The organism is Corynebacterium hiratae (assembly GCF_009708045.1).
Taxonomy (GTDB): domain Bacteria; phylum Actinomycetota; class Actinomycetes; order Mycobacteriales; family Mycobacteriaceae; genus Corynebacterium; species Corynebacterium hiratae.
Map to the genome: position 1 here is coordinate 156,836 of NZ_VIOG01000002.1, position 13,447 is coordinate 170,282.

Genomic DNA, 13,447 nt, shown 5'->3' on the forward strand with positions numbered 1-13,447 from the left:
CTTTCTTGTGTTCGCCCCAGGCTACAGACCCAGGTTGAGGTCGCCGGCGCGGTAGCGAGAGCCGGGGATGGCCTCGATGAGCTTCCGGGTAAACGGTGACTGCGGGTTGCTAAATACCTCTGCCGTAGGCCCGCACTCCACCTGCTGGCCTTTGGAGAGCACCGAGACGGTATCGGAAATCTGGTTGACCACCGCGAGGTCGTGCGAGATGAAAATGTAGGTCAGGCCGAGCTCCTCCTGCAGCCGCGCCAGCAGCCGCAGGATCTGGGCCTGCACGGTGACGTCGAGGGCGGATACTGCCTCGTCGAGGATGACCAGCTCCGGTTCCACGATCATGGCGCGCGCAATGGCCACGCGTTGGCGCTGGCCGCCGGAGAGCTCGCGCGGGCGGCGGTCGTAGTAGTCCGGGTTCAGCGCCACCAGGTCCAAGAACTCCTTAGCCTTTTCCTTGGCCGCACTTGCACGCGCCCCCTTCAAGTTCCTCAGCGGCTCCGCTACCGTCTGGCCGATGGACTGCTTGGGGTCCAGGGAGCCGTAGGGGTTCTGGTAGACCAGCTGGATGTTGTTACGCTCTTCACGCAAGGCCTTGCCGCGCAGGCCCACGATGTCACGCCCGCCCACGGTGATGCTGCCCGATGTCGGGGTGTTGAACATGGCGATGCTGCGCCCAGTCGTGGTCTTGCCGGAGCCGGACTCGCCCACGATGGCGTGGGTGGATCCCTTGGCCACGGTGAAGGAGATGTCATCGACCGCGGTGAAGTCGCCGAAGCGCTGGGTCAGGCCTTCCACGCGCACCAGTGGTTCGCCGGCATCCCGAGCAGTCGCCGCGACGTGGGGAACAGAAGAAGCGCGTTCAGCGGTTGCGCCAGCCTTCGCAACAGCGCCGGTGGTTGCTGTGCGGGCGTCGGCGACGGTGAGGGAGGGGGCGTCGGCAAGCAGGCGTTTGGTGTAGTCGTGGCGCGGGTTCGTCAGCACCGTGGCGGCCAGGCCCTCCTCGCGCAGCTGGCCGGACTCCATGACCACGACGCGGTCGGCGCGGTCACCGGCCACGGCGAGGTCGTGGGTAATGAAGAGGATGCCCATGCCGAGCTCTGCGCGCATGTCGTCGAGGAGGTCGAGGATGATCTTCTGCACGGTGACATCCAGCGCGGAGGTGGGCTCATCGGCGATGATGAGGTCGGGCTCCAGCGCCACGGCGGCGGCGATGAGCACGCGCTGCTTCATGCCGCCGGACAGCTCGTGCGGGTACTGGTGATAGCGGCGCGCAGGGTCATCGATGCCGACGCGCTCCAGCAACTCCAACGCCTTAGCCTTGCGCTCGGCCGCAGTACCAACCTTGTGGATGCGCAGCCCCTCCTCCACCGAGGCGCCGATGGTCTGCACCGGGTTGAGGGAGTTGTTCGGGTCCTGCGGGATGAGGCCGATGCGCCGCCCACGCAGCTCACGCCACTCGCGGCGACGCAGCGAAGTGATATCGCGGCCATCGAAGGTGATGGTTCCGGCATCGATGGTGGCATTCGAGGGCAGCAAGCCGATGGCTGCCATGGCGGAGGTGGTCTTGCCGGAGCCGGACTCGCCCACGATGGCGGTCATCTGCCCCGGGTGAACCTCGAGGTTGACGCCTTGCACGGCGGAAACGTCACCACCTGCAGTGGAATAGGACACGTTTAGATCCCGCACGCTGAGCAGGGGCTGAGCTGCATCTTTTATAACAGTCATGTTAGGCCTCCACGGGGAAGTTCTGGGACAGACGGTTAGCGGACATCACCACGGCGACCAGCGCGATGCCAGGCAGGATGATGAGCCACCAGGCGGTGGCCATGAAGTCGCGGCCCTCGGCGATAATGAGGCCCCATTCCGGGGTCGGCGGCGGGGCGCCGTAGCCCAGGAAGCCGAGGATGGACAGCTGCAGGATCGCGGTGCCGAATTGCAGGGTGGCCAGGGCGATAACAGGGGTGAGTGAATTGGGAAGGATGTGGCGGAAGAGCACCGTGGCGTGGGTGGCGCCAGCGCCGTACGCGGCCTCGATGTAGTCCGAGCTGGCCACGGTGATCACCTGGGAGCGGGCCAGGCGCGCGAAGGTCGCCACCGAGGTCGCACCGACGGCCACCGCCGCCTGCACGGAGCCGAAACCCAGCACGATAATGATGGAAAGCGACAACAGGATGCCGGGGATGGACAGCAGCACGTCGACGACGCGCATGAGCACGCTATCCACCGCTCCTCGCAGGGAGCCGGCGAGAAGACCGATCAGCGTACCGACGACCAAGCCGACAGCCACGGCGATCAGCGCGCCAAGCAGCGACTGGCGGGCACCGTAGACGATGCGCGCGTACAGGTCGCGGCCCACCGCGTCCGTTCCCATGAGGTGGCCGGACTCCCCCGGCGCCAACAGGGCTACGTCGGTGCCCGCGTACGGGTCAGCCGAGGTAAACAGGCTCGGGAACAGGGCGGCCAAGAATGCCACCGCAAGGACGATAATGGCGACGACGGAACCCGGCGCGAGCCATGGGTTGGCCTGCCCCGCGGCAGTGCGGCGCGAGGTTCGCAGGGGTTTGGTGAACGTCATGCTCATGCGTGCACCGTCCTTTCTTCAGTGGCGGCAGCGCGGCGCTTCGGGGTGCTGGCGCGCAGGCGGGGATCCAGCACCGGGTAGAGCAGATCCACGACGAGGTTGATGATGATGTAGGAGGTAGCGGCGATGAGAACCACAGCCAGCAGCACCGGGGTATCGCGGTTCGCCACGGCCTGGGCCACCATGTAGCCCAAGCCGGTGCGACCAAAGACGGTCTCAGTCACCACGGCACCGCCGACGAGCTCACCGAAGAGCAGGCCCGCCATGGTCAAGGTAGGCAGCAGCGAATTGCGCAGGACGGTGCGCCAGAAGATCCACGCCTCCGAGGCGCCGCGTGCGCGCACCGCCTGGACGAAGGGCCGCGATTGCGTCTCATCGATGGAGCGAATCAGAACCTGGATGAGCGGTGCGGCCATGGGCACGGACAGCGTCAAGGTCGGCAGGATGAGGCCTTCGACAGACCCAGGTTCGATAACGCGCACCCAGCCCAGCTGGAAGGAAAAGAACTGAATGAGCAGGATCGCGATCCAGAATCCGGGCAGCGAGACCATGAAGGAAGGCAGGCCCCGGAAGAAGGAGCCGATGGCGCCGAGACCGGGCAGCGTCGCCAGGAAGGCGACGAACACGGCCACGATGAGAGCCAAGCCGATGGCGCTGATGGCCAGGATGAGGGTGTGGGGAAGGGCGTCGGCAAGCAGCGTAGCCACCGGGGCGCCCGACTGCGTGGAGTTACCAAAGTGCCCGGTGAGGAAGCCGCCCAGGGAGGTGAAGTACTGCACTACAAGTGGCTTGTCGACGCCCATCTCCTCCCGAATAGCCTCAATCTCCGCCTGGGATAGGCCCAGGGCGGGATCGCCGAAGCGGGACTGCACGGCATCCGACGGCAGCGCCGACAGAAGCAGGAAGGCCACGGTGTAGGTAATGAGCAGCACGAGGAGGGCCTGCCCAATGCGGCTGAGAATTTGGCGGGTTGTCATCTATTTTTCCTCCTCATCCGATGGCGCGGCGTCGATGCTGACCTCGTAGAACCACGGGCGCGCTACCGATTCCGGGCTAAAGCCAGTGATGCCCGGTCGCACGGCGTAGACCACAGGTTCCTCGAAGAGCGGAAGCACGTAGGCCTGCTCAGTGAGGTAGTCCTGGACCTCTTCCGTGGCCTTGATGCGGCCTTCTTTGTCGGGGGTGTCGAGGACGGCGTCGAGAAGCTCCTGCAGGTGTTCGTCGATGGGATTGCCCTCTGCGTCCTGGTTGAGGAAGGCATCGCGGTTGTTGATGCCGTAGAGCGAGGTGATGACGTCGTAGTCGGCGCGGCCCACCATCGAGTGGTAGATCTGCACCTTGTTGATGTCCTTGGCATCGGCGTTCTGGGTGGCCTGGTCGCCGGCGTTGACCTGGATGCCAATGCCCAGGGCGCGCAGCTGGTCCTGGACCATGGTCATGACTTCCTTGGAGCGCGGCTGCGGCAAGGCGGTGTTGGTGCGCAGGACGAGACGCTGGCCGTCTTTGACGCGGATGCCGTCGGGGCCGGGCTCCCAGCCGGCCTCGTCGAGGAGGCGCTTGGACTCCTCGGGGTCGAAGGTATAAGCGGAAGACTGGTCCTTGTAGGCCAGGCCGGTCTTGGCCACCGAGGAGGTGGCGAGCGGGTAGGAGGCAGAGAAGAGCACGCGGAGGATTTCCTCGCGGTCCACGCCGTGGATGATGGCCTCGCGCACGCGCTTGTCCTGCAGCAGAGGGTGGTCGAAGCGGAAGGCGAATTGGTTGTTCATGGAGTTGGTGCCGCGCGAGACGATGTCAACGCCTTGTTCTTTCAGCAGCGACTCCTGCGGAGCGGAGATCTGGCGCGCGATATCGGCCTGGCCGGAGAGGATAGCGCCGGTGCGCACGGACTCTTCGGCGGCGAGGATGTAGTGGACGCCGTCGATGTCCGCGCGGCCCTGGTGCTTGACCGCCGGCGGGGCCCAGTCGTAGTCCTCGCGGGTCTTGAGCTTGAGGTCCGTGCCGATTTCTTCCGATTCCACCACGAAGGGCCCAGAGCCGATGACGTTGATCGCGTTGCCGGGGCCGAAGCCCTCGTTGTCCAAAGCCAGGGTGGAATCGGAGAGCAGCCCGGCGTTGTAGGCGGAGGTGGCCTGCAGGAAGCCCGGGGAAGGCTGGGTGAAGTAGAACTTCACGGTGTCCTCGTCCACGACCTCGCCGTGGTCATAGTTGGCGATCTGCTCGGAGCTAGTCAGCGTGCGGGATTTGTCGCCACGACCGAAAAGATCGAAGTTGGCCACGACGTTCTCGGCGGTGAGCGGGGAGCCATCGGAGTAAGTGACGTCAGTGCGGATGTTAAACGTGTATTCCGTGGCATCCTCGTTGACCTCGGGCATCTCCGTGGCGATCCACGGCGAGAGCTCGAGGGTTTCGGGGTCTTGGTAGAGGAGGCGGTCGGTCAGCTGGTTGACCACACCACCGTTGGGATAGAAGCCCGCGGCCGGCGGGTAAAGCGTGCGGAAGAATTGCGGCTCGAGGTAGGTAAGGACGTTGTCCTCACCTTCCGGCCGGTCCGCAGCAGAGCAGCCCGCTAGGGCAAGGGCTGCTGCCAAGGTGGCGGCGAGTGCGCGTAGAGTTTTCACGGTAATGCTTTCAGAAAGTAGATAGTCGGTGTGCAGTGCGTCTCTGGATTTAACACAACGCATACTGAGCGGTATTATTCCACTAGACAGCACAGTCTAAAAGTTTGAGGTTGATTTATATGCCCGCCATCGCCATCGTCGGGGCCGGCCCGCGTGGTATCTCGCTGGTCGAGCGCCTCGCAGCCCACCTGCGCGCGACCCCCCTTCATTCACCCCTGCGGCTCCACATCATCGACGATGCCCCGCTGGGCGCTGGCCGCATTTGGGATACCGAGCAGACCCGCACGCTGTGCATGAACACGTTGGCTGGCGCGGTCACGTTGTTTACCGAGCCCGGCTCCACGACCACCGCGCCGGTACTTGAAGGCCCCATCCTCTACGAGTGGATTCAGCTTCTGCGCGGCGAGCGCCCCTCCATCTCCCCCGCCAAGCTGGAGCTCTACGATTCCCACCCGCCGCGCGAGGGGCTTGCTGCCTCTTTTGCCGAGGAACTCGCGCAGACCCGCCCGGAATCCAACCCCTCCCGCGCGCTCTACGGCGCCTACCTGGAGTGGGTCTTCGAGGTTGCGCTAGCTCAGCTGCCGGAGAGCGTGGACGTCGTCCAGCACCGCGCCCGCGCGCTGTCCGTGGAGGAGCACGGTGAGCAGGACGCCATCAAGCTTTCGGACGGCACTACCGTCACCGCCGACGCCACCGTCCTGGCCTATGGCTGGCAGGTGCCTGCGTTGAACGAATCCGAGCGCGCACTGGCGGAGGCTGCGGATTCCGGCCTGCACTGGGTGCGCCCGGATAACCCCGTGGAGCAGCCGGTGTCTGAGGTCCCTGCGGGCGAGAAGGTCCTGGTCCGCGGCCTGGGCATGGGCTTCTTCGATGTCATGGCGCTGCTCACCATCGACCGTGGCGGCGAATTTGTAGAGGATCCCTCCACCCGCTCCGGCCTGCGCTACGAGCCGAACGGCGAGGAACCGCACTTCATCGTCTCCTCCGGTCGCGGCTACCCCTATATCCCGAAGTCGGAGTACCACGCGCTGCCACCGAAAGCCGCGCTGACCCGCTTCCGCGCCGCGGTCGCCGCGCTCGATCCGGAGGCGGAGCTGGACTTCGGAACGCAGCTGCTGCCGCACATCCTGCGCGATGCCTACGCCGAGTACTACGAGAACCAAGCGCGGGTGGCACCGGATGCCCTGCAGCGTCCGCTCGAGGATATCCTCGACACGATTGATTCCACGGAGCTCACCGCCCCGGATCTTCGGGGCATGGCGGATCAGCTGCGCGTCGCACTCGACGGCGCGTCAACTGAGCCGCTCGACCTAGCGCACTGGGCGCACCCGCTGGCGGACTTCGACGGCACTGAGAACACCGAGCTCACCGAGTACATCGCCGAGGGCCTCGCCCACGATATCCGGGAGGCCGTCGCCGCCGCCGATTCCCCGCTGAAGTCCGCGCTGTGGGTCATCTCGGCCGCGCGCAAGCCTTCCTCCATCGCCGGCTCGGAAGGCCGGATGACGTGGGAGTCCCGCACCAGCACCTACAAGGAGTTCATGGCCTTCGGGCAGATGGTGGGCTCCGGCCCGCCACTCTTCCGCACCCGTCAGCTGCTCGCGCTTGTCGACGCCGGCCTCGTCACCTTCCTAGGCCAGCGCCCCCAGCTGGAGATCGGCGAGAAGTTCACGCTGCGCACCGCGCACGGTGAGGCTTCCTCCACCTGGCTTATCGACGCCTGGATGCACTCCCCCGATGTCCGCCGCGCCGGCGATCCACTCGCAGTGTCCCTCAATGGGCGCGTGCGCGCCTTCGTCGATCATGGCCAGGCCACCGGCTCGCCGGAGACGACGTGGAGCCGCCGCGCGGTCAACCCCGGTGGCACCGAGGACCCGCGCCTGCACATCGTGGGCATCCCCACCTATTCGCAGTGGCCGGATACCACCATCTCCCCCATGCCGGGCACGGATCCGCTCATGCTGCAGGAGACCGACCGCACGGCCGGATCCCTTCTTAATTCCCTCTAATCACACACAGCGAAAGCGCCGAGGCTCAAAAACCTTGGCGCTTCGACGGTTTTGGTGAAGGGCGTCGAGCGCCTGCTCTAGGTCCGCGAGCAGGTCATCGATGGACTCGATGCCCACGGAGATGCGCACGAGGTCTGCCGGCGGGACGAGCTCGGAGCCCTCCGCGGAGATATGCGTCATGTTCTGCGGATGCTCAATGAGGGACTCCACGCCGCCGAGGGACTCCGCCAGCGAGATGAGCTTGGTGTTGAGGCAAATCTGGCGGGCATGCTCCTCGCTGTGGAAGCGCACGGACATCATGCCGCCGAAGCCGCGCATCTGCTTCTTCGCCAGCTCATGGCCCGGGTGCGAGGGCAGGCCTGGGTAGAGAACCTGCTTGACCTCCGGACGGGATTCCAAGAACTCAGCCACGGCCTGCGCATTGGAACAGTGGCGATCCATGCGCACCTCCAAGGTCTTGATACCGCGGGCGGTGAGGTAGGCGTCGAAAGGCGAGGACACCGCACCGACATTGCCTTGGAAGTACAGCAGGCGCTCGTCCATCTCCGCGGAGTTGGTCACGACCGCGCCGCCCAGCACATCCGAGTGGCCGCCCAGGTACTTCGTAGTGGAGTGCAGCACGTGATCCGCGCCCAGCTCCAAAGGATTCTGCAAGTAGGGCGTGGCGAAGGTGTTGTCGACGACGATCTGGGCGTCGCCAGCCGCCTTGACTGCCTTAGCGACCGCAGCGATATCCGTGATTGTTGTCGCCGGGTTGGTCGGGGTCTCCAACCAAATCAGCTTGGTGTTCTCCTTCAATGCCGCCTCTACCGCCGCGGTATCGGCGGTGTTGACGATGGACAGCTCGATGCCCCACTGGCCATAGTCGTGGTGCAGCAAGCGGTACATGCCGCCATAGGCATCGTTGCCCAGAATCACGTGGTCACCCGGACGCACGAGGATGCGGATGAGGGTATCGACGGCCGCCATGCCCGTGGCGAAACAGCGGGCGTAGTCAGCATTCTCTAGCGCCGCGAGGGTCTTCTCGAGGGAGTGAACGGTGGGGTTGGCCACGCGGCCATACTCGTAGCCGCCGCGCAGCTGCGCGAGGCCGTCCTGCTGGAACGTGGTGGAAGCGTAGATCGGTACGTTGATGGATCCCATGTGGGGATCCGGCTGGTAACCGGCATGGATGGAACGGGAGGAAAAGCCAAGGGTGCGGTTGTCAGTCATGAGGCACAAGTCTAGACCAAGCTGTTCAGTTGGGAGAAAGACGAGCTTTTTATATTCAGTTCTCTTCCCTACCATCGGTAGGCGTCAGTCGTGAGCGAAAGAAGAAAGGACATACGTGACCAGACTCACCGCAAGCTTAGGCTCCGCCGCCGAGACGACCAGCGGGGCCGTCGACGCGGTCACCCGTTGGTGGCAGACCGAGAACATGCAATCCTGGCTCATCGACAAACCCATCGGCATCGCGCTCATCCTCATCGTCGCCGTCATCGGCAACTGGCTGCTGCGCCGGCTTATCAGCAAGCTGGCGGATAACAGCATCAAAAAGGGCAAGCTCAGCTCGCCGCTTTCCCCGCGGAAGGTGCACCGCGAGACCGACAAGGTTCTCGCGCAAACACAAGAGGCACGGCGCACCTCCCGCATCCAAACGCTCGCCGGCGTAGGCCGCTCCGCGGTCGCCATTTTTGTCTGGGTCTGGGCAGTGTTGGCCATCTTGGACAAGCTCGGCGTCAACGTCGCCCCGCTCGTGGCCTCTGCCGGTGTGGTTGGTGTCGCCCTTGGTTTCGGCGCGCAAGCGCTGGTCAAGGACTTCCTCTCCGGCATCTTCATGCTCATGGAGGACCAGTACGGCATCGGTGACACCATCGACCTCGGCAACGGGGTCTTCGGTGATGTCGAGTCCATCTCCCTGCGCATTACCACCGTCCGCGATATCGACGGCGCGCTGTGGTACGTACGCAACGGCGAAATCCTGCAGGTGGCCAACCATTCCGACCGCTACTCCGTGGCCCGCGTCCAGGTCCCGATTGCGCTGAGCAACGATCCCACGCGAGCAGTCGACGTCATCACGTCCGCAGCCGAGGAGGCCGCCCGCGATCCCGAAATCAAGGACTACATCCTGGCCACGCCCACGGTCAACGGCATGTCCGGCCTTGAGGTCGACCACATGTCCTACCGTGTGTCGGTCAAGACGCTGCCAGGCAAGCAATGGGATGTGCAGCGCGCGATGCAGGCGAAGATCCTCACAGCCATGCACGAAGAGGGGATCACCACCCCCTACCCGCGCGGGATGGCTATCTTTGATCTGGAAGAACCCGGCCTGACGCGAAAGGAAGACTAGACGTGCAGCCAACGAGCGTGTACGAGGCCATTGGCGGAATGGAGACCTTTGAGAAACTCGTCGGTGGTTTCTACGCCCAGGTGCGCGAAGACGATCTCATCGGGCCGATGTACCCCCAGCAAGACTGGGAAGGCGCACAGCAACGCTTGACCTGGTTCCTCGTGCAGTATTGGGGAGGTCCGCAGCTCTTCTCCGAACAGCGCGGCCACCCGCGCCTGCGCATGCGGCATGCGCCCTACCCCATCGACATAGCTGCCCATGATCGCTGGCTCGAACTCATGGGCAACTCCCTGGCGCAGATCGACGAGGACACCATCCCGCCCGCTTACCGCGCCATGATCTGGGACCACATGGAGCGAGTCGCGGCGATGCTCATCAACCGCGCCCCTTAAAGCCCGAAGGCCTCCTTCACCGGCTGGGAGACCAGTTCTCCCCCGCGGGTCATAAGCCCATCGGCCAATCCCGAGAAGCGCTCCACAGCACCGTCGAAGCCGTCGGCAGCCACTGCGCGAATGTAGGGCAGAGTGGCAGAACCCAGCGCACGGGCAGAGGTGTTCGCCACCGCGCCGGGCATATTGGCCACGCAATAGAAGATGGTGTCGTGCACCTTGAAGGTGGGATCGTCGTGGGACGTCTTGCGGGAGTTTTCGAAGCAACCGCCTTGGTCAATGGCGACGTCGACAAGCACTGCCCCCTTCTTCATCCGCTGGACCACGTCTTCGCGCACCAGCTTCGGGGCCGCCGCGCCCGGAACCAGGACTGCACCGATGACCAGATCTGCCTCCAGCAGCTCGGACTCCAGCGCCGCGGGGTCCGAGACAATCGTGCGCACGTTTCCATGGTACTGCTCGTCGAAGCGCTGCAGCACGTGCGGGTCAAGGTCCAGCACGGTTACCTCCGCGCGCAATCCTTGCGCCATCGCCACCGCCGAAGCTCCCACCTGGCCACCACCGATGACGACAACGCGGGCCGGGCGCGTGCCCGGCACACCGGCTACCAGCAATCCGCGCCCGCCCTCAGTAGACAGCAGGTGGTGCGCGCCCTCAGTAACCGCCAGGCGGCCAGCCACCTGGGACATCGGTGTCAGCAGCGGCAGCGTGCCCCGGGAATCGGTCACGGTTTCATAGGCCACGGCCGTCGTACCGGCCTTCATGAGCGCTTCCGTCAACGGGCGATCCGCAGCCAGGTGCAGGTAAGTAAACAGCAGGAGGTCTTCGCGCAGGTAGCCGTACTCGGATTCGAGAGGCTCCTTGACCTTGACCACCATATCCGCCGCCCAAGCCTCCGCAGCGGAAGGGACAATGGTCGCGCCGACGGCTTCATAGTCGGAGTCCGGGAATGAGGCGCCTTCCCCGGCCGCTGTTTCCACCAGGACCTCGTGACCGTCCTTGATCAAGATGTCCGCGGCACTAGGAGTAAGGGCGACGCGGTTTTCGTTGTTCATGATTTCTTTGGGTACAGCAATACGCATGGTGAGAGCCATCTCCTTTTGTTGAAGAAAACTGAATTCGACCCCTTCAGAGTAACGCAGATCACCTCCTGCGTGCGTCGCTCTTGTTCACCGAGCGGGGTGATTCTTGAAGAATTAGTATGCGGAGCATGAGCACACTAGGTGATGTACGGCGCTCCTTCCTCCCCCTCGGGTGGACTGCGTTCGGCGGGCCGGCTGCCCACCTGGGTTATTTCCGCGCTGAGTTTGTCAGCCGCCGGAAGTGGCTCAGCGATTCCGCCTACGCCGATCTCGTGGCCATGTCCCAGTTTCTCCCCGGCCCGGCTAGCTCGAAGGTCGGGATGGCGCTGGGCTACGGGCGCGCGGGCCTCCTGGGCCTCATCTACTCATGGTTCCTGTTCACCTTCCCCTCCGCACTCATCCTCGCCTTGTTTGGGCTCCTCGTTGCGCCCAACAGTGGGTGGATCCAGGGCATCTTAGGGGGACTCCTCGCTGCTGCCGCCGGTGTGGTGGTCCACGCCATCGTGGGGATGGCAAAGAAGCTCCTGCTTACCCCCACCGCGTGGGCGCTTGCACTCATCAGCGCCGCCGTGCTGCTCGTCGCCGGGTCCGCGTGGCAGCTGGCTGTCCTCGCCGTGGCTGGGCTGCTGGGAGCCACCGTGTTGAGAACATGGCTGCCGACGACCTCGGCGCCCGCCGCCGATAGTGGCCTGCGCGCGGTGCCCGCCCGCCTGGCGTGGGGCTGTGTAGCAGCGTTCTTCCTCCTGTTGGGCGGGCTGGCGGTGGGGGCACAGCTTAGCGACGCCTACCTCATCACCCGCGCCAACGCCTTCTACCAGTCCGGCGCCCTGGTCTTTGGGGGCGGGCACGTGGTCCTGCCGTTGCTGGAGGAGCAGTTCGTCGGCGCTGGCTGGCTGAGCCAGCAGGAGTTCCTCGCGGGATACTCGGTAGCACAGGGCGTGCCGGGGCCGCTGTTTACCTTCGCGTCTTACCTTGGGGCGGTCGACGGCGGAATCGGCGGAGCGCTCCTAGGGACCGTTCTCATTTTCGTGCCGGGCGCCTTACTCACGCTCGCGGCTTTGCATTTGTGGACGCGCTGGAATCATCTTGGTTGGCTGCGCGGCGCGTTCTCGGCCATCAACGCAGCCGTGGTCGGCCTGCTCATCGCGGCGCTCTGGGATCCCATCATCACCCACGGGGTGACAGGTTGGGCTTCGGCGCTCATTGCGGTGGGCGCGGGCATAGCCCTCTTCTGCAAGGCGCCGCCGTGGACGGTCGCCGTCGGCGCCGCATTGGCGGGATTCGTACTGCTCTAGAACAGTGACAGCCGCGTCGAATGGTAGACGCTGCCATAAGGCGCGTCGAGGCGCACCCACCGGCCCTTGCCTGCCACGCGCAAGTGACGGGGGATCTTGAGTGATGCGGCAAACCCCGGAATGAGGCCGAGGCTGGTGCAGGCGAAGATCATCCGCATGGGAATCTCCACCTGCGCCTCCGAGCTCTCCACGGTGAGCACTGTCTGATTCAACAGGCTTTTTGGCGGGCCCATCGGCCCTGAGAACTGGCGGGCCAGCTGGCGGCCCTTATCGGCGAGCTCGCGCACGACGTCGACCGGCAAGGAATCGATCTCGCGGAATCCCTGCGCCGGCGGTAACGCGCCTGGCCACGATGGATCGCGCGCAGGCCCCAGCGAAAGCTCCACCCCGTCCTCCGCAAGGACAGGGTCGGGGGCGGTGTGGAGGGCGTCGGCAAGCGCTTGCGCGGACACCACTGCCCCGTCGCGGCCCACGGTGCCTCCGCACCGCCGTGCCACAACGACATCGAAGGGCGTCGTGACAAAGACCTCGACCTGGTTGGCGTCATGCTGGCGCAGACGCACCGAGGCCGAGGCATCGAGCCCCGTCGCGCGGGCGAGGAGAGCACGCAGCCCTCCCCCGCCGCTACGCACCCGGAGAGTCTCACTCTCCATGATCGCGCTGCTCATCCAGCTCGACGACGGCGTGTTCCAGGATGATGTTGCGCTCTTCCTCAGTAACCTCGCGCGGCATCTGTGTACCCGGGTCGATGGCGACCTGCACGCAGTCGATGACACAGGCCACCTGGCCCTGGGCATCCTTGATCTTTTGGCGGGTGGTGAAGGACGTGGTGCCAAGACGCACCACCGTGGTTTCCACCGTGACCGTGCCGTGCTGCCCATCCCATTTAATGGGGCGGACATAGTCCGCGTCGATATGGCGGACGAATGCCACCATGTTGACACCGCGGGCGTAGAAGTTGTGCATGGCAAAAGCCAAGCGCGCCTCCTGCGCCAGCTCGATGAAATTGGAGTTCATCATGTGGCCGTACATGTCGAAGTCCGACCAGCGCACACCTACGGTGAGCGCATGGACATTGTCCGTGGTCTTTTCCGACACAACCTTTTGAGCGGACATTCCAGGTTCCTTTCGGAGTTCTTCCTCTGAGTGT

12 protein-coding genes are annotated in these 13,447 nt (G+C 64.8%); 4 read left to right on the forward strand and 8 right to left on the reverse strand.

Going from position 1 to position 13,447, the window contains the following annotated elements; all coding sequences use genetic code 11:
• Positions 1–21: 21 nt before the first annotated feature.
• The 4 genes from FME68_RS02485 to FME68_RS02500 are packed head-to-tail and all read right to left on the reverse strand — an operon-like array spanning position 22 to position 5,256.
• On the reverse strand, positions 22–1,719 hold the full coding sequence (locus FME68_RS02485; RefSeq protein WP_070517673.1) for a dipeptide ABC transporter ATP-binding protein: 1,698 nt from the start codon (positions 1,717–1,719) through the stop codon (positions 22–24).
• Position 1,720: 1 nt separating this feature from the next.
• Entirely contained in the window at positions 1,721–2,575 is an 855-nt protein-coding gene (locus tag FME68_RS02490; RefSeq protein WP_158395797.1) for an ABC transporter permease, read from the reverse strand.
• Positions 2,572–3,552, reverse strand: coding sequence for an ABC transporter permease (locus FME68_RS02495; RefSeq protein WP_158395799.1), 981 nt, complete (start codon positions 3,550–3,552; stop codon positions 2,572–2,574). Before FME68_RS02495 ends, FME68_RS02490 begins: the two co-directional genes overlap by 4 nt.
• Positions 3,553–5,256 carry a TIGR04028 family ABC transporter substrate-binding protein gene (locus tag FME68_RS02500; RefSeq protein ID WP_118853194.1) on the reverse strand — a complete coding sequence of 568 codons (1,704 nt, stop codon included), beginning with the start codon at positions 5,254–5,256 and terminating at the stop codon, positions 3,553–3,555.
• A 56-nt stretch (positions 5,257–5,312) separates the two neighbouring features.
• On the opposite strand from FME68_RS02500, the gene FME68_RS02505 reads away from it, so the two are divergent.
• Positions 5,313–7,202, forward strand: a complete 1,890-nt coding sequence (locus tag FME68_RS02505; protein WP_158395801.1) for an FAD/NAD(P)-binding protein — start codon at positions 5,313–5,315, stop codon at positions 7,200–7,202.
• Here FME68_RS02505 and FME68_RS02510 read toward each other — a convergent pair whose 3' ends face one another.
• On the reverse strand, positions 7,203–8,414 hold the full coding sequence (locus FME68_RS02510; RefSeq protein ID WP_158395803.1) for a cystathionine gamma-synthase: 1,212 nt from the start codon (positions 8,412–8,414) through the stop codon (positions 7,203–7,205).
• Positions 8,415–8,529: 115 nt separating this feature from the next.
• Here FME68_RS02510 and FME68_RS02515 point away from each other — a divergent pair, with 115 nt between their 5' ends.
• Together FME68_RS02515 and FME68_RS02520 are read left to right on the forward strand one after the other, a co-directional pair.
• Entirely contained in the window at positions 8,530–9,531 is a 1,002-nt protein-coding gene (locus tag FME68_RS02515) for a mechanosensitive ion channel family protein (protein ID WP_144013672.1), read from the forward strand.
• A 2-nt stretch (positions 9,532–9,533) separates the two neighbouring features.
• Entirely contained in the window at positions 9,534–9,923 is a 390-nt protein-coding gene (locus FME68_RS02520; RefSeq protein ID WP_049155831.1) for a globin, read from the forward strand.
• Here FME68_RS02520 and ald read toward each other — a convergent pair.
• A complete protein-coding gene (ald, locus tag FME68_RS02525; protein ID WP_049155868.1) occupies positions 9,920–11,002 on the reverse strand; it encodes an alanine dehydrogenase in 1,083 nt (360 codons plus the stop codon). The genes FME68_RS02520 and ald overlap by 4 nt on opposite strands.
• Before the next feature lie 128 nt (positions 11,003–11,130).
• On the opposite strand from ald, the gene chrA reads away from it, so the two are divergent.
• Positions 11,131–12,297: a chromate efflux transporter gene (gene chrA, locus FME68_RS02530; protein ID WP_144013671.1), complete on the forward strand. Its 1,167-nt coding sequence runs from the start codon at positions 11,131–11,133 to the stop codon at positions 12,295–12,297.
• On the opposite strand, the gene FME68_RS02535 is transcribed toward chrA, so the two are convergent.
• Both FME68_RS02535 and FME68_RS02540 read right to left on the reverse strand, forming a co-directional pair.
• Complete coding sequence (locus FME68_RS02535) at positions 12,294–12,950, reverse strand: DUF8185 domain-containing protein (protein WP_071406773.1); 657 nt, start codon at positions 12,948–12,950, stop codon at positions 12,294–12,296. The two genes, chrA and FME68_RS02535, sit on opposite strands and share 4 nt — an antisense overlap.
• Entirely contained in the window at positions 12,940–13,413 is a 474-nt protein-coding gene (locus FME68_RS02540) for an acyl-CoA thioesterase (RefSeq protein ID WP_070516052.1), read from the reverse strand. The genes FME68_RS02535 and FME68_RS02540 overlap by 11 nt, the downstream gene beginning before the upstream one ends.
• Positions 13,414–13,447: the final 34 nt, after the last annotated feature.